The sequence below is a fragment of the Rheinheimera sp. B2H12 genome (assembly GCF_059620065.1).
The window spans coordinates 5,144,733-5,166,191 of record NZ_CM184363.1 but is presented as its reverse complement, the minus strand read 5'-3'; the positions used below and the strand labels follow the sequence as shown (position 1 = coordinate 5,166,191).

The 21,459-nt window shown below is 50.7% G+C and carries 14 protein-coding genes; 7 read left to right on the top strand and 7 right to left on the bottom strand.

Going from position 1 to position 21,459, the window contains the following annotated elements:
• The first annotated feature begins 35 nt into the window (after positions 1 to 35).
• The 3 genes from atpD (at position 36) to glmU (ending at position 3,444) form a co-directional block, all read left to right on the top strand.
• Positions 36 to 1,421 carry a F0F1 ATP synthase subunit beta gene (atpD, locus tag AC53GJ_RS21535; protein WP_496730468.1) on the top strand — a complete coding sequence of 462 codons (1,386 nt, stop codon included), beginning with the start codon at positions 36 to 38 and terminating at the stop codon, positions 1,419 to 1,421.
• 23 nt (positions 1,422 to 1,444) lie between these two features.
• Positions 1,445 to 1,861: a F0F1 ATP synthase subunit epsilon gene (locus AC53GJ_RS21530; RefSeq protein ID WP_496730467.1), complete on the top strand. Its 417-nt coding sequence runs from the start codon at positions 1,445 to 1,447 to the stop codon at positions 1,859 to 1,861.
• A 218-nt stretch (positions 1,862 to 2,079) separates the two neighbouring features.
• Positions 2,080 to 3,444 carry a bifunctional UDP-N-acetylglucosamine diphosphorylase/glucosamine-1-phosphate N-acetyltransferase GlmU gene (gene glmU, locus AC53GJ_RS21525; RefSeq protein WP_496730466.1) on the top strand — a complete coding sequence of 455 codons (1,365 nt, stop codon included), beginning with the start codon at positions 2,080 to 2,082 and terminating at the stop codon, positions 3,442 to 3,444.
• Positions 3,445 to 3,479: 35 nt separating this feature from the next.
• Here glmU and AC53GJ_RS21520 read toward each other — a convergent pair whose 3' ends face one another.
• Complete coding sequence (locus AC53GJ_RS21520; RefSeq protein ID WP_496730465.1) at positions 3,480 to 4,205, bottom strand: response regulator transcription factor; 726 nt, start codon at positions 4,203 to 4,205, stop codon at positions 3,480 to 3,482.
• Positions 4,198 to 6,333, bottom strand: a complete 2,136-nt coding sequence (locus AC53GJ_RS21515; RefSeq protein ID WP_496730464.1) for an ATP-binding protein — start codon at positions 6,331 to 6,333, stop codon at positions 4,198 to 4,200. The genes AC53GJ_RS21520 and AC53GJ_RS21515 overlap by 8 nt, the downstream gene beginning before the upstream one ends.
• 295 nt (positions 6,334 to 6,628) lie before the next feature.
• Here AC53GJ_RS21515 and AC53GJ_RS21510 point away from each other — a divergent pair, with 295 nt between their 5' ends.
• The 4 genes from AC53GJ_RS21510 to AC53GJ_RS21495 all read left to right on the top strand — a co-directional run bounded on the left by AC53GJ_RS21510 (position 6,629) and on the right by AC53GJ_RS21495 (position 15,409).
• Entirely contained in the window at positions 6,629 to 13,303 is a 6,675-nt protein-coding gene (locus AC53GJ_RS21510) for an InlB B-repeat-containing protein (RefSeq protein WP_496730463.1), read from the top strand.
• A gap of 277 nt (positions 13,304 to 13,580) precedes the next feature.
• Positions 13,581 to 13,790 carry a hypothetical protein gene (locus AC53GJ_RS21505; RefSeq protein ID WP_496730462.1) on the top strand — a complete coding sequence of 70 codons (210 nt, stop codon included), beginning with the start codon at positions 13,581 to 13,583 and terminating at the stop codon, positions 13,788 to 13,790.
• A gap of 15 nt (positions 13,791 to 13,805) precedes the next feature.
• Complete coding sequence (locus tag AC53GJ_RS21500; protein ID WP_496730461.1) at positions 13,806 to 14,684, top strand: TraB/GumN family protein; 879 nt, start codon at positions 13,806 to 13,808, stop codon at positions 14,682 to 14,684.
• A 155-nt stretch (positions 14,685 to 14,839) separates the two neighbouring features.
• A complete protein-coding gene (locus AC53GJ_RS21495; RefSeq protein WP_496730459.1) occupies positions 14,840 to 15,409 on the top strand; it encodes a YceB family lipoprotein in 570 nt (189 codons plus the stop codon).
• A gap of 18 nt (positions 15,410 to 15,427) precedes the next feature.
• On the opposite strand, the gene AC53GJ_RS21490 is transcribed toward AC53GJ_RS21495, so the two are convergent.
• The 5 genes from AC53GJ_RS21490 to AC53GJ_RS21470 all read right to left on the bottom strand — a co-directional run bounded on the left by AC53GJ_RS21490 (position 15,428) and on the right by AC53GJ_RS21470 (position 21,163).
• Entirely contained in the window at positions 15,428 to 15,967 is a 540-nt protein-coding gene (locus AC53GJ_RS21490) for a hypothetical protein (RefSeq protein WP_496730458.1), read from the bottom strand.
• Positions 15,968 to 16,103: 136 nt separating this feature from the next.
• Positions 16,104 to 18,248: a winged helix-turn-helix domain-containing protein gene (locus AC53GJ_RS21485; RefSeq protein WP_496730457.1), complete on the bottom strand. Its 2,145-nt coding sequence runs from the start codon at positions 18,246 to 18,248 to the stop codon at positions 16,104 to 16,106.
• Positions 18,249 to 18,381: 133 nt separating this feature from the next.
• Complete coding sequence (locus tag AC53GJ_RS21480) at positions 18,382 to 18,627, bottom strand: hypothetical protein (RefSeq protein WP_496730456.1); 246 nt, start codon at positions 18,625 to 18,627, stop codon at positions 18,382 to 18,384.
• 174 nt (positions 18,628 to 18,801) lie between these two features.
• A complete protein-coding gene (locus AC53GJ_RS21475; protein ID WP_496730455.1) occupies positions 18,802 to 19,968 on the bottom strand; it encodes a trans-sulfuration enzyme family protein in 1,167 nt (388 codons plus the stop codon).
• 166 nt (positions 19,969 to 20,134) lie between these two features.
• Positions 20,135 to 21,163 (bottom strand): isopenicillin N synthase family dioxygenase, encoded by a 1,029-nt coding sequence (locus AC53GJ_RS21470; RefSeq protein WP_496730454.1) that lies wholly within the window; start codon positions 21,161 to 21,163, stop codon positions 20,135 to 20,137.
• Positions 21,164 to 21,459 lie beyond the last annotated feature (296 nt).

Sequence of the window (21,459 nt, the reverse complement as noted above, 5' to 3'; positions counted from 1 at the left end):
CAGGTTTACAGGTTTGAGAAATTAGAGGAATTAACATGAGTCAAGGTAAGGTAGTCCAAATCATTGGCGCCGTTGTGGATATCGACTTTCCACAAGAATCGGTACCTGGTATCTATGACGCGTTAAACGTAACAAACGGCGACCTGACTGGTTTAGTACTTGAAGTACAACAACAGTTAGGTGGCGGTACTGTGCGTGCCATCGCGTTAGGTTCAACCGACGGTCTGCGTCGTGGTACTGAAGTTGCCAACACTGGCAAAGCTATCCACGTGCCAGTTGGTAAAGCCACGCTGGGTCGTATTATGAACGTACTGGGCGAGCCAATCGACGAAGCAGGCCCAATCGGTGAAGATGAGCGGATGCCAATTCACCGTGCAGCACCAAGCTACGAAGACCAAGCCGCTTCTAACGCACTGTTAGAAACTGGTATCAAGGTTATCGACTTGGTTTGCCCGTTCGCCAAAGGTGGTAAAGTTGGTCTGTTCGGTGGTGCCGGTGTAGGTAAAACCGTCAACATGATGGAACTGATCCGTAACATCGCGATCGAACACAGCGGTTATTCAGTATTCGCCGGTGTAGGTGAGCGTACGCGTGAAGGTAACGACTTCTATCACGAAATGAACGATTCTAACGTTCTGGACAAAGTATCACTGGTTTACGGTCAGATGAACGAGCCGCCAGGAAACCGTCTGCGCGTAGCACTGACTGGTCTGACGATGGCTGAGAAGTTCCGTGACGAAGGTCGTGACGTACTGTTCTTCGTAGATAACATCTACCGTTACACGCTCGCGGGAACTGAAGTATCAGCACTGCTGGGTCGGATGCCATCAGCGGTAGGTTATCAGCCAACACTGGCAGAAGAGATGGGTGTTCTGCAAGAGCGGATCACTTCAACCAAAACTGGTTCTATCACTTCTGTACAAGCAGTTTACGTACCAGCGGACGACTTAACTGACCCGTCACCAGCGACCACGTTCTCGCACTTGGATGCAACAGTGGTACTGAGCCGTAACATCGCGTCTCTGGGTATTTACCCAGCGATCGACCCACTGGATTCAACTTCACGTCAGTTGGACCCACTGGTGATCGGTAAAGAACACTATGAAGTGGCACGTGGCGTGCAGTCAGTGCTGCAACGTTACAAAGAGCTGAAAGATATCATCGCGATCCTGGGTATGGACGAACTGTCTGATGAAGACCGGACCACTGTATTCCGTGCTCGTAAGATCCAGCGTTTCCTGTCGCAGCCATTCTTCGTTGCTGAAGTATTCACTGGCTCGCCTGGTAAATACGTTCCGCTGAAAGAAACTATCCGTGGTTTCAAAGGCATCCTGGAAGGTGAATTCGATCACATGCCAGAACAAGCCTTCTACATGGTTGGTTCTATCGACGAAGCGATCGAAAAAGCGAAGAAGCTGTAATTTTACAGCTTTAGGAGAGCGAAATGGCGATGACAGTACAGTTGGACGTGGTAAGTGCTGAAGAGAAAATTTTCTCTGGCCTTGTTGAGTCCATTCAGGTTACTGGTAGCGAAGGTGAGCTGGGCATTTTACCTGGTCACATTCCACTGCTGACCGGCATCAAGCCAGGCATGTTACGGATTGTGAAACAATTCGGCGAAGAGCATCTGATTTATGTGGCGGGCGGTGTACTTGAAGTACAACCGCACACCATTACAGTGCTGGCCGATGTCGCAGTCCGTGCCGAAGACCTGGACGAGCAAGCTGCGCTTGCCGCGCAAAAAAGCGCGCAGGAAGCCATGCAACACGCCGGCGCCGACTTCAACTACGCAGAAGCTGCGGCCCAACTGGCCGAAGCAATTGCGCAGTTGCGTCTTATCCAGAAACTGCGCAAGAAGTAAATTCTTGCTGAGTGTAAAAAACCACCTTCGGGTGGTTTTTTTATGCGCAATCTGCAGCCTGCGACGATAGGAGCGGCTTTGTTTTAGTCAGTAGTCACAGATTTCCCCCGCCAACCGCACTGTTTCACGTGGAACCCCGCTGAAGCCCACAATACTGGGCTGTTATTTCCTGGCTATTGGGTTAAAATTGCCTCAAAGCAAAACAAGGATTGGCAGATATGGCGTTAAATGTAGTGATCCTGGCGGCCGGTAAAGGCACGCGGATGAAATCTTCTCTTCCGAAAGTCCTGCACAAAGTGGCAGAGCGTTCAATGGTGCAACATGTCATCGATACCGCCAATTCTTTGGGCGCGGCGCAGATTAATCTGGTGTACGGTTATGGTGCTGAGCAGTTAAAAGCCGGTTTAGGTGAGCAGTCGTTGCACTGGGTGCTGCAGGCAGAGCAACTGGGCACAGGCCATGCCGTGCAACAAGCAGTGCCGCATATCGCCGATGAAGACGTGGTGCTGGTGCTGTATGGCGATGTCCCACTGACCCGCAAAGAAACGCTGCAACAGTTGCTGGCGGCTCGCCCGGTCAATGGTTTAGCGGTATTAACAGTGATTCTGGATAACCCAACCGGTTATGGTCGGATGGTGCGTGAAAACGGCCTGGTGGTTGGCATTGTTGAACAAAAAGATGCCACGGCCGAACAGCTGAAAATTCAGGAAGTAAACAGCGGCATTATGGCGGTGCCTGGCAAACAACTGAAACACTGGCTGGCGAATTTACAAAATAACAATGCTCAGGGTGAGTTTTATCTGACCGATATTATTGCGATGGCGCATCGGGATGGCGTCGAAATTGCTACTGCTCATCCGGCCGATCCCATTGAAACTGAAGGTGCGAATAACCGGGTGCAGCTGGCCCAATTAGAGCGTGCTTATCAAAAACGTCAAGCCGAAGCGCTGATGCTAAACGGGGCCAATTTACGCGATCCGGCGCGGATTGATGTGCGTGGTGCAGTGACAGTGGGCAGCGACGTGATGATTGACGTCAATGTTATTTTCGAAGGCAAAGTGGTGCTGGGTCATGGCGTGTCTATTGGCGCGAACTGTATCCTGAAAGATGTCACTATTGGAGATAACACCGAGATTAAACCGAATTCGATGCTGGAAAGTTCAGTGATTGGTGCTGGTTGTTCAGTCGGGCCTTTCGCTCGGATCCGACCGGACTCAGTGCTGGCGGATGACAGCCATGTCGGTAACTTTGTTGAACTGAAAAAAACCGTGTTAGGCCAAGGTTCTAAAGCCAACCACCTGACTTATCTGGGTGATGCAGTCATCGGCAGTAAAGTGAATGTCGGTGCAGGCACTATCACCTGTAACTACGATGGCGCCAACAAATTCCAGACCACTATTGAAGATGGTGTGTTTGTCGGTTCCAATAGTTCATTGGTGGCCCCTTTGACGCTGGGTAAAAACAGCACTGTTGGTGCTGGTTCTGTGGTGACGCATGATGTCGCTGCCGACGAATTGGTGGTCGCCCGCACTAAACAACGTCATATCAGCGGTTGGCAAAGACCGGTTAAAATCAAAAAATAAGCGGATTTGAGATGTATCGCAGCAGCATGGCGCTTTTAGCCTACTGCTGCGCCTGTCGCGGCTGGTTCCGGCCATTCCTGTACCAATAAGTAACCTTGATTACGATAGGTCACCAGTAGCTCTTCTGCTTGACCACTCAGCTGCACTAACTTTTTCCGCAGCCGGCTGATGGCAATATCCAGCGCCCGACCTGCCAGATAAGTATCAGTATCCCCAAGTGCCAGTGCTAACTCTGGCCGGCTGATGATTTTTCCCTGATGGGCAATCAGCTTAATCAGCAATTGTTGCTCATTTTCACTCAGTTGCAGCGCCTGTTGCTGATAACAGAGCTGACGGTTTTCCAGATTGAGCCGGAACTGTAAAAACCGCAGATCGGGTACAGTCACAGCGTGCGGCGGCAAGCGACGCAATAAACCCTGGATGCGAAGCAATAGCTCCTGCGGAAATACCGGTTTGCAAATGTAGTCATCAGCGCCGGCGCCCAGCCCTTGCACCCGGCTTTGTTCAGAGGCGTTGGACGAGATCAAAATTTTACCGATGTGGGGTTGAGACAGCTGGCGGCACAGTTCAATGCCACAACCATCCGGTAATTGCACATCGGCGATCAGTAGTCGTAAATCTGGTTGTGACAGTAATGACATGGCTGCAGCCATCGAATGTGCCAGGCTGACCTGGAAACCTTGTTGTTGCAGGAAGGCACTGAGCGCCAACCCAAGCCATTCGTCGTCTTCAACCAACAACAAGCGGATTTGTTCAGTCATGCCGCACTCCTTCGATTTTTTGCCGTAGCAACTGCGCACTGCGGCTGGCAAGCAGACTTAATGGCTGTTGTGATGCGGACACTCGACTGAGCCGTGTTTCCAGTGCTGCCAGCCGCTCCGCCAGCAATTCCAATCCCAAAGTAGCTGCCATACCACGCAATTGATGCAGGCTGGCCTGAAGTTCGGCACCATGCAAACTGGGCCACTGGCTGATATGATGCTGCAATTCGGCGTCCAGCCCGGCTAATTTTTGTTGCACCAGTTGCGACGGTAAATAACAGGCGAAACTTTGAAAGGTCAGGCTGTTGGCCACTAACGGTCGGCTGTTGCGGCCGGCGTGCCGCAATTGGCGAATACTTTGCTGTAACTGTGCCAGCTCAACCGGTTTGGTCAGCACTTGGGTGATGCCGGCAGCCAAACAATCCTGTTGTAATTGCCAGCTGGTATCCGCGGTTAATGCCAGCACAGGTGGCAGTGTGCTTGGCAGGGGGTCAGCCGGTTGTTGTTGCAGTTGGCGGAACAAACTCAGGCCATCACTGTCTGGCAGATTCATATCTAGCAATATCAGCTCAAAGCTGTGTTGCTGACAGAGACCAAGCGCTTCTGCCGCAGTGGCGGCCACCAACACCAGATGACCATCGTGTTGTAGCAGTGCTTTAATGATCTGCTGATTTAATTCAACATCTTCTACCAGCAAAATATGCAGAGGCGGTATGGTACTGCTGGCGACTGTCACTATGGAATCCGAAGCGCTGATCGGTGTCAGCGGCAACTGAAAGTAAAAACAGCTGCCAGCACCGGGCTGGCTGGTAAATTTTAATTCCGCTCCCAATAACTGCAGTGCTTTTTGACATAAAGATAAACCCAGGCCAGTACCTTCCCGCAGTTCCTGCTGCGAAGCCCGGATAAAAGGTGTCAGAATATCGCGCTGCTCGTCAGGGTTGATGCCAATACCACTGTCTTCGACCGCAAAGTGGATGCTGTGTTGTGGTCCGGTCTGATCAGTCAGTTGCACCTGCAGCCGGACAAAGCCATGATCGGTATATTTAATGGCATTCCCCAACAAATTGATCAGCACCTGCCGTACTTTGCCCTGATCAAAACGATAGATTTGCTGCAAATTCAGCTGTTCTGTCTGCAAACTTAGCGCTAATTGCCGGGCTTGCGCCAGCGGCTGCATTGTGTCGACGATGCTCTGCAACCAGGGAACTAATAAGGTGTCTTTAGGTTGGATTTGCACCTCGCCATGCTCCAGACTGGCGTGCTCTAGCACTTGTTGCGCCATGGTCGATAATGCCAGCCCTGCATCAATAATAATGCTGCAATCCTGCTGCAGTTGCGGATCCTGTTGCTGCAACCTCATCAGTTGGGCTTTGCCGACAATGGCATTTAATGGGGTGCGTAATTCGTGGCTGAGTGAGGCCAAAAAACGACTTTTTAGCGCAGCTTCGGCTTTGCTTTGTTGTTGTAATTGATGAACCATCTGGATGCGGCGTTCAGAGCACAACAAAAAGTAGCTCAGGGTCATGCCATACACCACAAAATAAGATAAACCTGCCACCACGACATTGAGGATGTTTTTACTAAAGACGCTGCCTAGTGCACCAATGAATGACAGGTGCGCAATCCGATAGCACATCAGCAATACCATCAGCACTAATACCGCCTGTAATAATTTTGCCCCCAGCGAAAAGGATGTGCTGTTTCTGGTTCTGATAGCCCGAACACTGATCAAGCTACAAACTGCAAACATAACACTGACAATGATGATTCTGGCGTCGGTATATGGGGTGAGATAGGTGAAATATAAAAAAGGTAAACTGAACAACAAGGCTAAGGCCGTGATGAATTTTTTGTTATCAGTGCAGGCAAAAAATAACCGAATGCCCCACAGCTGAAACAATACCGCCGCCAGCATCAGATGATTGGCCAGCACTACACTGAGCCAAATTGCGGTTTTTCCCTGAGTGCTGAGTAACAACAGACCCAGCGGCATCAGACTGTTACCGAGCGCTAATTGCTTGATGCCAGGAAAATCTTTATTCACCAAATACAAAGGCCAAATAAACAGCGCACAGGCAAGTGCCACCATCACAGACGCTATTGAGTGGGCAAGTGGATCAAGCATAACAACACCGGATTTGTCAGGTTCTGATAACAGAAAAAACAGCAGCCGCATTTTACCTTGTTTGACGAAGAATCACAGGCTTAACTTTGCCCCTTGTCAGCAGCATCAGGCTGTTGATGGCCACCAGCAGCTTGCCCGCGCCGCAATAATTTCCCAGCCATCTCCTTAGTGTTACATGACGTTACACAGCTCCCAGTCTTTTTGTTCAGAAATTGGAACCAGCATGTTAGCATCCGGCGATTTTTTATTCGGGTGAATGACTCACCCCTGATTATTACTTTGCTATGGAGCAGATATGATTCGACTCTTGCAGTTAGCTATGTTGTGTATTGCCCTGACCGCCTGGCCCGGTTGGGCGATGCAAATTTTTGTCAAAACCCTGACCGGTAAAACCATTACGCTGGATGTGGAAGCTTCAGACAGTATTGATAACGTGAAAGCTAAAATTCAGGATAAAGAGGGTATTCCACCTGATATCCAACAACTGACATTTAATAAAAAAATCCTGCGTAACAACCAACTGACACTGTCGGATTATCAGGTTATTAAAGAAAGCACTTTGCAACTAACGACAGATCTGCCGCCTGTACTGACTGCTCCTGCGCCAGCCCAGCTTAGTGCATTAGCTGGTAAAAAATTTCAATTAGATCTGACGACGTTGGCAAAAGATCCGGAACAAAATAAGCTGACCTGGTCATTAAAAGCAGGCTATAGCCTGCCGGACTGGCTGAGTCTGACCACAGGGGACTATGTCAGAACCCTGAAAAAAGGCGATCCAATGCCCTGGTATGCGGGTATTCGATCGGTGGTAACAGATGCTGCTGGCAATCTGTATCTGGCGGATACCACGGACGATAAAATTTACCGCCGGACTCCGGCCGGCGAGATGTCGTTATTTGCCGGTACCAGCAAAGACGGTGATGCGGATGGTGATAGGCTTAGCGCCAGTTTCTCCAATATAACTGCCATGGTGTTTGATAAAGCAGGTAATTTATATCTGGCTGATTATTATGCAATCAGAATGATTACACCGGACGGCACTGTGAAAACCATCGCCGGTCAAGTGAAGTCAGCTGGTGATGTGTTAGGTGAAGGTAAAAATGCCCGTTTTGATTTTATTCGGGACCTGTTAATCGATAAAGATGATCAGCTGTTTGTGTTGGAACTAAGCAAGATTAAAAAAATCGATCAGGATCATCAGGTCAGCCTGCACAGCAATTTTCCTTACCGGGTTTACGGCGATAAATTCGTGCTGGATAGCCACAACAATTTTTATTTTTCTTATGAAAATATCATCTATAAGTTAATGCCAGATAAAACGGTAAAGGTATTTGCCGGTGATAAAAACCCTGGTTATCAGGATGGTCAGGGGGTTGAAGCCAGATTTAGCCGTATTTATGAACTGACTATGTCTGACGACGATCAGATATATGTAAGCGATCACGACAATAACAGGCTGAGAAAAGTGACGCCGGACGCTATGGTCAGTACGGTGGCTGGCAACGGTGACAGAAAACATCTGGATAACCCGGCCATGCTGGCCAGCTTTAATGGTCCAATTGCGGCGACCAGATCTGGTCAAACAGGATTGTATGTTATTGATTACTATAGCAGTAGTGGTTTGCGCGAATTTATGGAAGCCGGTTTTATTGCTGGTACTCCGACCCCAGACGATAGTGGAACTCTGCCATTGTGTTTTACCGTATCTGATGGCAATCACAGCCAAGACAGTTGTTTTGATATTAACGTCACTGTACCAAATAATAAGCCAATCATTAGTGGTCTACCTGCGACCACAGTGATTGCCGGTAGCCCTTATCGTTTTCAGCCTGTGGCAACAGATAAAGAGGGTGATAAGCTCAGCTTCACCATTTTGAATAAACCTGATTGGGCGGAGTTTGACAGTACCACCGGTTTATTAACAGGAACTCCTGTGCTTGGTTCTGAGGGGACATTTAGTAATATCAGAATTGAGGTTTCGGATGGCAAAGAAAAAACGAGTCTGGCACCTTTTTCCATCCAGGTGCAGGCAAAAATGCATCAAGTCACCTTTATTGATGCGGCAGGCGTCAGCCTGTCAAGCCAGCAAATTAAACATGGTGCTGCTGCAACCGCACCTGCAGCGCCATTACGAACAGGCTTCACCTTTACCGGTTGGAGTGTCAGTTTTAGCCAAGTGACCTCGGCATTAACTGTGCAAGCTCGGTATAGCCAGAATATCTATACGGTGACTTTTGTTGATACTGAAGGTAAGTCGTTAGCCAGCCAGCAAATCATTCATGGCCAGGCCGCAACAGCGCCAGTGCCACCAGTGCGGGAAGGGTTTACTTTCACCGGCTGGGATGCGGACTTTAGTAAAGTCACTGCGGCGTTAACGGTGCAAGCTCAGTATAGCCAGAATATCTATACGGTGACTTTTGTTGATACTGAAGGTAAGTCGTTAGCCAGCCAGCAAATCATTCATGGCCAAGCCGCAACAGCGCCAGTGCCACCAGTGCGGGAAGGGTTTACTTTCACCGGCTGGGATGCGGACTTTAGTAAAGTCACTGCGGCGTTAACGGTGCAAGCTCAGTATAGCCAGAATATCTATACGGTGACTTTTGTTGATACTGAAGGTAAGTCGTTAGCCAGCCAGCAAATCATTCATGGCCAGGCCGCAACAGCGCCAGTGCCACCAGTGCGGGAAGGGTTTACTTTCACCGGCTGGGATGCGGACTTTAGTAAAGTCACTGCGGCGTTAACGGTGCAAGCTCAGTATAGCCAGAATATCTATACGGTGACTTTTGTTGATACTGAAGGTAAGTCGTTAGCCAGCCAGCAAATCATTCATGGCCAAGCCGCAACAGCGCCAGTGCCACCAGTGCGGGAAGGGTTTACTTTCACCGGCTGGGATGCGGACTTTAGTAAAGTCACTGCGGCGTTAACGGTGCAAGCTCAGTATAGCCAGAATATCTATACGGTGACTTTTGTTGATACTGAAGGTAAGTCGTTAGCCAGCCAGCAAATCATTCATGGCCAGGCCGCAACAGCGCCAGTGCCACCAGTGCGGGAAGGGTTTACTTTCACCGGCTGGGATGCGGACTTTAGTAAAGTTACTGCGGCGTTAACGGTGCAAGCTCAGTATAGCCAGAATATCTATACGGTGACCTTTGTCGATGCCGAAGACAAGCCATTATCAACCCAGCAAATCACTCATGGTCAGGCGGCGACTGCGCCAGCGGCACCAGAGCGTGAGGGTTATACTTTCAGTAGCTGGGATGTCAGTTTTGCCAAGGTTACTGCGGCGATAACGGTGAAAGCCCAGTATAGCCAGAATGTCTATGCGGTGACCTTTGTCGATGCCGATGGCAAGCCATTATCAACCCAGCAAATTACCCACGGCCAGGCGGCGACTGCGCCAGCGGCACCAGAGCGTGAGGGTTTTACTTTCAGTGGCTGGGATATCGATTTTAGCAAAGTGACCTCGGCGTTAACGGTCAAAGCCCAGTATAGCCAAAATGTCTATGCGGTGACCTTTGTCGATGCCGATGGCAAGCAGATTGCGATCCAGCAAATCACCCATGGTCAGGCGGCGACTGCGCCAGCGGCACCAGAGCGCGAGGGTTTTACTTTCAGTAGCTGGGATGTCAGTTTTGCCAAGGTTACTGCGGCGATAACGGTGAAAGCCCAGTATAGCCAAAATGTCTATGCGGTCAGTTTTATCGATGCCGATGGCAAGCAGATTGCGACCCAGCAAATCACCCACGGCCAGGCGGCGACTGCGCCAGCGGCACCAGAGCGCGAGGGTTTTACCTTCAGTGGCTGGGATATCGATTTTAGCAAAGTGACCTCGGCGTTAACGGTCAAAGCCCAGTATAGCCAAAATGTCTATGCGGTGACCTTTGTCGATGCCGATGGCAAGCAGATTGCGATCCAGCAAATCACCCATGGTCAGGCGGCGACTGCGCCAGCGGCACCAGAGCGCGAGGGTTTTACTTTCAGTAGCTGGGATGTCAGTTTTGCCAAGGTTACTGCGGCGATAACGGTGAAAGCCCAGTATAGCCAAAATGTCTATGCGGTCAGTTTTATCGATGCCGATGGCAAGCAGATTGCGACCCAGCAAATCACCCACGGCCAGGCGGCGACTGCGCCAGCGGCACCAGAGCGCGAGGGTTTTACCTTCAGTGGCTGGGATATCGATTTTAGCAAAGTGACCTCGGCGTTAACGGTGAAAGCCCAGTATAGCCAGAATGTCTATGCGGTCAGTTTTATCGATGCCGATGGCAAGCAGATTGCGACCCAGCAAATCACCCACGGCCAGGCGGCGACTGCGCCAGCGGCACCAGAGCGCGAGGGTTATACCTTCAGTGGCTGGGATATCGATTTTAGCAAAGTGACCTCGGCGTTAACGGTCAAAGCCCAGTATAGCCAAAATGTCTATGCGGTGACCTTTGTCGATGCCGATGGCAAGCAGATTGCGATCCAGCAAATCACCCATGGTCAGGCGGCGACTGCGCCAGCGGCACCAGAGCGTGAGGGTTTTACCTTTACGGGCTGGGATGCGGACTTTAGCAAAGTCACTGCTGCGTTAACGGTGAAAGCCCAGTACCAAGATCGTCTGTATCAGGTCAGCGTCAATCCGATTGCAGGGGTGACGATCAGCCCGGCACAGCAAAATATTGCCCACGGCCAGTCTGCAGTGTTCAGTCTGACGCAAACCGATCCGGCACTTTATCTGCAAGTGCGTGGTTGTGGTGCTGTGCTGCGACAAGAAAGCATCCACACCACCGCCATTACGGCAGATTGTAGGGTTGAATTGCAAAGCTTCGCTGCTTTTACGCTGACAGCACCAGTCCAGACCGGTCTGTTAACTGCAAATCAGCCGGTGGCGGTGACAGTCAGCGGTGGTAGCGGCCAATTCCGCTGGTTAGCTGGTGAGGTGATGCGGGCGAACCGGCAGCAGCCGCTATCGCCGGAACAAGTCAGTACTCTGATGAAGGCGGTTTCTGCCAATGAATTTAGCTTTAGCAGTCAGCAAACTGGTCGCTATCAGTTGCAGTTACAGGATGAACAGAGCAAGCAAATTCAGACGTTGACGCTGGAAGTGCATCCATTTGTCGCTTTTACCGCCGCTTCGCAACAGGTGACAGCGCAAACCGATGCCAAAATCAGTATCTGGCTCAGCGATGAGGCGATCAGCTATCCAGTGGCAGTGCAATTCAGTGCCGAAGGTGTGGTGCTGAATGAAGATATGCTGTTGATTGATGTGCAGGATGAACGTCGTCGTAGTTATCAGTTGTCTGCGCAAACGACCAGCAATGCCAGTATTAAGCTGACAGCTGTCAGTTCTGCCAATGCAGTGCTGGGTTCACCTGCAGTCCATCAGTTGCAAGCAGGTACTGTCGCCAGTACTGCCGCGCTACAGGTCAGCATAGAACAGGCCGGTTTGGCGGGATATGCCGTCCGGCAGGAAGCAGGGTTGATCAGACTGCAGGCAGGCAATAGCCACGACAAAGAGCTCGATTATCGCTGGCAGTTGGGTGAGTTAGCCGCTGCCGCTGTGGTAGAAGCTGATGTGGTGATGCTGGATCCTGCCAAGTTAGAAGGACGTTATCAGTTTAAACTGCAAGCGACCGACAATAACCAGACGTTAGAAACAGATGTGGTGTTGTTGGTGGTGGCTGGCTGTGCGCATGATCATTGTGGCAGTGAGCTTGACCAGAGCGGTCTGCCAGCAGCGGCGAATTTATTCACTGAGCAGCCAGGCCGGTTACCGCTTTGTCCGAAAGTGGCGCCGGATCAGAATGGCCGGGTCAGTAGCTGTACTGCAATTGACGCGGGCGTCAGTTATTTAGAAATTCCGGCGCAATATCAACTGACACTGGGTCAACAGAGCGAAAAAACCTCCTGGAATTCAGGCCAGTTTGGTGTGGCGTTAAATGATGGAGCTTTACCGGATCAGGGTTATCAGCAACTGAGCCAGCTGGTGGATTTTGAAGTACGTAACTTAAATAACCAGGGCGAAAGTGTGCCTGTGGTGATCCCATTGCCACAAGGCCGGCAAATCACTGCTGAAAGTGTCTGGCGTAAACATCACAATGGCCGCTGGTTTGATTTTGTGCAAAACAGCCGTAATCAGCTGTTTAGTGCCAGCAAAAATAGTGAAGGCCGTTGTCCGCAGGTGTCTGATGTGGTGTGGACGCCGGGTTTAACGGCGAAGCATGAATGTGTCCGGCTGATTATTGAAGATGGTGGGCCCAATGATGCGGATAGCAAAGCCAATGGCGTGATTGTGGATCCTGGTGTGCTGGCGCAAGTGGTGAAGGAAGACAAAGTCTACCGTACTTCAGGGGGCAGCACTGGCTGGCTGGCTTTAGTGGGGTTAATGGCGCTGGTGTTCCGGCGTCGACTGGGATGGCTGCTGCTGGCATGTGGTTCAGCCCAGGCCGCCGCTGCTGCTGGAACGCTGGACCAGGTGTATCTGAGTGCGGCAGTTGGCCAGATGGATACAGACAGCCGTTTTATGTTGCAAGGTCAGCCATTGCGGGCTGAGCAGGAACAGCGAGTTGCCTGGCACTTACAGGGAGGCTATCAGTTCACCCCCTATCTGGCGCTGCAAGGTGGCTGGCTGGATGCCGGTGATTTAACTGTGCGCTTGCCACAGGTATTGCAACAGACGGCGCTGGCGGATGTAGCGCCTTTGGTCAGCCCCTCTGGTTATGGCCCAACGCTTTCGGTGCGACTGTCTTATCCGGTGGCAGGTCCGGTATCAGTATTCGGCACTGCTGGCGGCTGGTATTTGCTGCAGCGGCAGCAGTTGTTCGGCACATCCAGTGACAGCAAGTTGCTGAAAAACTGGCAACAAGCTTATAGCGCCGGTGTTGAGTTGGCGTTGTCAGCGCAATGGTCAGTACAACTGAGTTATGGTCGTTATCAGACTTCCCCGCAATACAGCAATTTAACCGCAGTCGGCATCCGGTTGCAGTTCTGATCTTGCCAACTGCCGGCAAATGACGTTTTGCCTGCCGGCAGTTTTTTACACGCTAACCCCGCCCCTCGTGGCGGGTTTTTTATTTTCAGGCCAAATGTTGCTGGTTACACTTAGCTAAAATTAAATAAATTGTTTTTAAAAGCAATGCTTTATGTTGGTTATGACGAGGTTATTACGCTGGTTGCTGATTATTCACAGCTTGATCCGGCGCCGGTTATCGCTGCAGTTGATGGTCGGCGTTAAGCTGGCATCGTCAACTTCAAAGGAGTAACCCCAGATGAAAAATATCCTATATAGTGTAGCCCTGTTTGCCGCCAGTCCGGTGGTGTTGGCGGATGACAGCAAGCCATTCGTGCCAGCCGTTAGCATCGAAATGGCTGAGTTGGATCAAGCCATTAAACAATTTCAGGCGTCAGTATCAGCCCAAATTTCAGCTGAGATCCGCCAGACAGTGCAAGACAATATTCGCCTCAGTTTAAGTCGTTAACAGGAGTTTAGGCAGATGAAAATGAACAAGTACCGTCAATCGGTGTTGGCCATCGCTGCGGCCACATTATTGTTACCTGCACAGGCGTTGGCCGCCAGTTCGGTGTGGAAAGTGTCAAAAGGCAACGATCACCTGTATTTGGGTGGCACTGTGCATTTATTACCCGTCAGTGAATTCCCGTTACCAGCCGAATTTGAGTTGGCTTATCAACAGACCGATACCTTAGTGTTGGAAGCAAAAATGCCAGATCCTGCCGACCAGCAAGCGACGATGGCGATGCTGCAAAAGTTGTCTTATGGCGCTAATGAAAAACTCAGTAAAAAAATATCGCCCAAACTGTTTCAGCAGTTGGATCTTTATCTGCAGGGTTTTGGCATGAAAGCCGAGCAATTGGATGGTTTTAAACCAGGCTTTGTGGCCGTGCAGACGACGATGCTGGAAATGCATAAAGCCAAGTTAGCTGGCGAAGGGGTGGATGCTTATTTTGCCAAAAAAGCGCTGACGGATAACAAACCACAACACTACCTGGAAACGCTCGACTTTCAGCTGGCACTGATGGCCAATATGGGCGTTGGGCAGGAAGAACAGTTTATTCAGTTGATGCTGGAGAAAAATCCGCAGTTAGTGCAGTTAATGCAACAATCCATTACCGCCTGGCGTCGTGGCGATTTAACTGTGTTGGATACTTTGTTGCTGCAAGACAGTAAAAAAGAAGATCCGGTGACCTATCAGCAGATGTTTACCCAGCGCAATCTTGATTGGATACCCAAAATCGCTGCTATGTTTGGCAATCAGCAACGCGAGCTGGTGTTAGTTGGTGCCGGTCATCTGCCAGGTGAAGATGGCGTACTGCAGTTACTCAAAGCCGCCGGTTACACAGTGCAACAACTTTAAACTTACCCAGCCATAGCGGTGATCACCGCTATGGCTGCTGCCGTCAGTCTGCATTCGTTTATTCATTTCTTGCCAGAACCTATAGCCTTGCTTCATCTGAGCTTCAGTCAACATCCGCCATGCTATGATGTGTTTTTTCCTGAACAGGTGTTGTTATGCGCATTTTCACCACTACTCTGCTGCTTTGCTGGCTGTTGCTCGGCCTGGCCGGTTGTCAGCACACCAATCAACTGGCGCTGTATCAGTTGGAGCAAGCTGAACTGAATCAACAACTGAATACCAAGCTCAATCGGCTCAGCCAACGTACCCGGCTGGCGGGTTTGCCGGTCGCTGTGCAGGTGACGCAACTGCAGGCCGAGATTGGCCCTGCCGGTCAGGAAATGGTTAAACTTAGTGTGCAGACTGAAGCTCAGATCAGGTTGGCGTTGATTGATGTGCCGGCCCAACTGCAATTGGTGCTGATGGCGCAACCCTATTTTGATCAACAGCGTCAGGGTTTGTATCTACGCCATTTTCAGTTGTTGGATGCCGGAGTCGCCGCTGCAGGCTGGCAGGGCAAGTTAAAGCCGCTGTCAGCTGAGCTGGCGGCATTATTACAGCAAAGTCTGGCTAATTTGCCTTTGTACCAACTGGATCCAGCCAAACTCAGTCATCAGGCGTTGCTGAATATGCCGTTACAGTTGAAGATCAAACCGGGCAGTCTGGTGTTATCGCCCGCCTATTAACAGCTGATGTGGGGCATGTTAGGACATCGGCTGCAAACAATGCCGCCTTAGCCAGTCGGCGGCGCTGTAAGTCAGGCGTTTGAGCCGTAGATTGGCGGTGCCGGGCTGGCTAAACGCCGGCGCAAAAGGCGGTATTAACCGGATCCCGAGCTGGACATTTGGCTGATTGCCGCCAGCTGCGATTTTTATCAACAGCAAACCACGGGCTTGATGTTGATCCAGCGATAGCAACACTTCATCTCCGGTGCAGAAATACCGATCATCTTCAGCGGCCAACTGATAAAACAACATCTGACTTTGCGGCTGTATGGCGGATAATGGCACCGCATCAGCCAGTAAGCCGGCTAGCGTCTGCTGGTGGGATGCTTGGATTGGTGGCCGTTGCAGGCTTGGCTGCTGCGCCGGTAGATCAATAGGATAGCTCAGCCAGGGCAGAGAACCATAGTACCGATGCAGGAATGGTAATAACGCCATGGAGCCTAATAGCAGCCCCGCCAGCAGTAAGCCGGACCAAAGCCGGGCATTGGGTTTTAGCCATAAGGTTGCAGTGGTGTTCATCAGCGTCCGGTTGCGGTGTCTGGAAGTTGCAACCAGCATGTGGCAACACGGCGCCCAGCGCGATAACAGCGCTGTGACTTGTGGCGGAATTGGTTATAACCTGGTTATAACCAAAATAAAAAATTGAATTGTATGACTATTTTATGTTGGTACTGACCGGGTGGATTTTGGTATCAATAGTCGCTAAATGACGTAACAGCCAGCGCTTACCATCGCTGCTAACATCAAAACGTTGCAATAATTGCCGGCGGTCATGTTGCCAGCACTGCTGTTGTTGCTGTTGCAACTGGTAGCGACAAATCCGGGTCGTTTTTAGATCGGTTTCGCCCCAGAACAACTGCTGCTGACGCAAATGCACGCTGCCGGGAAAAGGTGGCTGCATGCGGGCATCGAGTGCGGTTTCTACCCCATCTTTGAGTAAGACAAAGCTCAGATCAGGCTTTAATGCCAGAAATTGTGCTGGCAGATAGGGGATGACCTGACTGTAACCCTGAAACAACAGTTTGCTCTGTGCCGTCTGCAGCTGATACAACCAGGTTTGATAGTGGCCATGAGTTTTACTGGTCAGCAACAGACTGTTGCCATCTGGCATAAAATAACCCGATTGCCATTGATTGCCGGCCAAATCCAGTGGCTTTAATTGATGCGTTGATAAATCAAACAGCTGAGGTTTGCCATCCAATAGCAGTAGCAAGCTGGAACCATCTGGATGCTGTTGTTGGAACTGCAGTTGCTGGCCTTTAACTTCAAACAGCAATTGTTGCTGGCCATCTGGCTGTTGCAGCAAAAATTGTTGTACATCATCTTGCTGCAGATGCAAAAATAATTGCTGTGGTTGCTGGGCAAAATAAATATTTTTGCTAAACGCCGGGGTGTGGATCAAGGTGCGCTCGGTCAAGGCACCAATGTTCCCCTGTTGAAACAGCATTTTACTTAAATCCCCGCTATGGCGAAAAGCCAGCCATTGTTGCTCCGCCAATGGCAATAGCGTCCGGCTCAGACCTTTGCCGGAAACTTGATCCGGCAGTGTATTGGTTTCGACTGGCTGGCGCTTTTGTGTGGCCAGGTCAAAAATCGCAAAGGCTTCTTCATCCAGGATCAAGACACGTTGCTCAGACAGCCAATGTAAATCAAAAATTCGGCTTGGATAACTCAGTTGTTGCAACACAGTGCCTTTGGTTAAATCCTGCACCATCAACATCGCCTGTTGCCCTGGAATTATCCGCTGAAATACCAGTCGTTGTTGATCGGCTGAAACGGCAAAAGCGGTATCGTGTACGCCAGCTATCATGCTGCTGGTCACTGCAGTCAGTGCACCGCTACGCAGATCCAGCCGTTGGATTTGCGATTGTTCAGCTTTACCATTTTTGCTGCCCAGATTTAATAACAGCGACTGTTGGTCCGGTTGCGGTTGAATATCCAGCATCACATCATAACCGGAAAGTAGCTGTCGGGGTGTGCCGGTCAACTGACCGGACTCGTTGATATCTTGTTGAAAAAGCTCGTAATATTTATTTTTATAATTGTGATAAAACAAGGATTTGCCATCTTTGGCAAAAGCCGCATGCATGATGTGGTTGTCACCAGAGGTCAGTTGTTGCAACACACCACTTCGTCTGTGGTAATGGTAAATTTCCTGACCTATATGATTAGCGGCATTACTGGTAAATATCAGCTGGCTCTGATCCGGATTAAGATCCATTGACAGTTTTTCACCTTCCAGCACGGGCAAGGCCGCTTGCCAGTGCCAGAATGGCTGTTGTTGCCAATACCACCACAGCAAAGGCAGTGGTAATAACAGTAACAGCCAACGCCAATGCCGCCAGACTTTGGCCCTGCCTGGTGCCAGATTTGTCGTCTGACTGGGGCTGGCGGCTTTGCTGGTCGTTGGCTCCGGCTGGTCCTGCGGCTCATCGCTAGCTGGCAGCGCCGCCTTAGTGTCAGCAATGACGTCAGTCATCACTGGCACTACCGGCACCAACCAGCGATAACCGCGTTTGGCGGCTGACTGGATATAACGGGCAGGCTCCTGTTGATCCTGAAATGCCGTTCTGAGTTTACTGATACTGCGCCGCACCGCAGTATCACTGACCACGCGGCCAGCCCACACCTGCTGATGTAACTCTTCCAGACTGACAAAACGTTGCTGCTGACTGAGTAAATAGCATAAAACCTGATAGACCTTTGGTTCCAGCGGGATGCGTTTGGCGCCGATTTCTAAATGCTGGTTGACCGGACAAAGGATAAATTCGCCCAGTTGCACTGGTTGTTGCAACGACATACTGCGGTTCCATCAAAAGCTGGTTGCGATTCTGCCAGAGCAGAACATGGTGCTAACGCCGATTCGCACACGGCAGAGCCATTTTGATGGTAACACAACAGTTCACTGACTTTCACTGACAATTTTGCAACAATTAGTTGGTGTGTTGTTGGCCCGATTGCCTTTCAGTCTGCAGCAATAGTTCTATCTGCAGTGATAATTCCATTTGCAGATAGTGCAGTTGTTGTGGCAATTCAAAACTGAAGCGGCTGAAATCGGCCTGAAAAGGGCTCAGACACCATGGGAGCAATAACATCAGCAGACTGAGCCACAGCAAAGCCGCCAGCAGTTGATTAAATCCGGGTAAGGGGATCAAGGGTTGTTCAGGTTCAGCAGACATCAGGTGACTCCATAACTCAATTGCATCTGGTTATCACTAGGTCGGTGCCGGCTGCACAATAGTTTAATGCGGTCGAAAAAAAACTGTGGCTGCTGTTGAGCCAGCAGTGAATGCAGATGTTGTATCCTCAGCAGTTGCCAAAGCGAAGCTGGCAACTGCTGAGGCAAGTGCAGGTTATGGCAGTAAAGCCAGCGCCTGAGTCAGGTCAGCGATCAGATCTGTTGCATCTTCGACACCGATACTAAGCCTCACCAGTTTATCGCTGACGCCGGCTTTGACACGATCGTCAGCGGTCATTGCCGCATGAGTGGTCGACGCCGGATGGCAAGCCAGGCTTTCCAAATCGCCCAGACTGACTGCCTGGGCAAATAACTGCAAATGATCTAATAACAGCGCGGCGCTGGCAAAACCGCCAGCCAGCTCCAACGCCACCATACCGCCAAATCCACTGGCAGTTTCTTGAATCACCTGATGACCCGGATGGGCAGGCAGGCCCGGAAAAAAGACTTTTTCCACTTTCGGATGTTGCGCCAGAAATTCAGCTACCTGCTGCGCAGCAGCCAGATGAGCATCCATCCGTAGTGGCAGGGTTTTCACGCCACGTTGCAGTAAATAAGCTTCTTGTGGGCCCATCGGCGCGCCTATATGTTTCAATGCAATAGTCCGGATGCGTTGGATCATCGGACCATTGCCAGCAATCACCCCGGCAATGATATCGCCGTGGCCACACAGATATTTAGTGCCGCTGTGCATCACCACATCCACACCAAGCTCAAGTGGCCGGAATAAATAAGGTGTTAAAAAGGTATTGTCACAGACGGTGATAGCGCCAATGCTGCGGGCAACCGCGACCACTTTACGGCTATCGATCACTTTTAAGGTTGGATTGGTGATAGGTTCCCACAACACTAATCGGGTATTCGGGTTATGGTTTTGTACAAAATCATCATCACTGCTATAGCTGGTGACAGTGACGCCTGCCCGGATCAGGGTATTGCGCAAAAAGGCGTCAGTACCGCCATACACAGGATCAATAAAAGCGACCTCATCCCCTTGTTGCGTCAGGGCATACAGAATACTGCTGATAGCCGCCATCCCGCTGGCAACGACCACAGCTTCATCTGCCCCTTCCATCGCCGCCAGCTTTTGCTCCAGCGCGCTGGAGGTCGGATTGCCCATCCGGCTGTAGATATAACCGGGGTTTTGCCCGGCAAAGCGGGCCTGACCTTCGGCAGCTGTACCATAACTGAAGGTACTGGTTAGATAGACCGGCGTATTTAAAGCGCCGGTGCTTGGATCCGGTTGTTGACCGGCATGAATGGCAAGGGTACGGAATTTCATCAAACTACCTGTGAAAAAAGTTGCCCGCAGGCAACAACTTGGTGACCACAGCGGCACTGCCGTCAGAAAATAGCAGCCTGCCGCGTTTTAGTCGGAAAGCAAAGCCATCCGGACGGGCAGCGTTATGGGTTGCTGCTCCGGTGGCTTGCTACTGGATAAATTTTATTTAACCCACCAGCATTAGTTGATCGGCATAATGACTGGCCGCCACATCCCGGTGTGAGCGTAACCGGCCTTTTAGCACGTTCTGGCCGACCTGATAAAACAGTGGATTGAGTGGATCAGAAGCGGGTCCCTTGGCTTCGGCGGCGAGTTCAGGCGGCAGCGCCAGTAATGGCACCACGGCATCCAGTTGCGCCGCCATAAAAAAGGCGCAGGAAAAACGTTGCTGCTGACTGGCTGGACTGGTCACCCGATGTAAAGTGGCTTTTAGATAACCATTCGAAGCCAGTTCCAGCAGTTCGCCGATATTCACCACAAAAGCGCCAGACATCGGCGCCACACTGATCCATCCGCTTTCGGTATGCACTTCCAGACCAGCATGTTGATCTTGCAGCACTAGGGTCAGATAACCGGGATCTTTATGCGCCCCCACCCCTTGTTTGCTGCTGCCTGCTGGCTGACCAGGGTAGCGGATCAGTTTCATATGCTGATAGGGACCTGCTGCTATGGTGCTGTGCAGGGCGTCTGCCGGTAGTTGCAACGATCGCATCAGAGCCTGCAGTAAGTGGACAGTGACGTCGGATAATTGCTGCTGCCACTGCAGCATTTCATCTTTAAAAGCAGGAAGTTGGGCTGGCCATTGATTGGGACCAATCAGCCGACGCCAGGCGACTGCGGGTTCGGCCAGGCCACTGACAATATCTTCACGCATAATATCAAATTGTTCACGCTGGTCCGGCTGGCCTAAGGTCAGTTCGCCGGCAACGCCGGTGTAACCACGAAAATGCGGTGAATTGAGCATTTGCACTGCCTGCTTGGCCGCTGGTGGTAAGGCAAAAAACTGTTTGGCTAGTGCAAGGATCTGTTGCTGGCGCTGCAGTGGAATGCCGTGACCTACCAGATAAAAAAAACCAACATCGCGGGCGGCTTGACGCAGTTGTTGCAAAAAGGCGGCCTGTGCTGCGGCATCGCCCTGCAATTGTGTTAAATCCAACACAGGTAACATCGCAGCTGTAGCACTGATGATCGACATTTCAAACTCCGGCAATTCAGGTGAAGCCTGGCAATCAGGTGACTGTGGCTTAGAATAGGTGGCATTTAAGCAGAGCAAATCACATTAAAAAATGACTGAAAATCTCTGTTTAAGTATTAAATGATATAAGCGGATGGCTAGATTTGTAGCCGTGTCACATAGCCTGCTTTTTTGTGAGTCACAAGATGGGTTGATGTAACTGTGGCTGGTATCGAATTGAGAGGACTCTAGATTATGTTGTTGATATTTAAGTTATTGTTTCTTTGTTTGTGTGTGCGGCCGGATGCGTAAACACC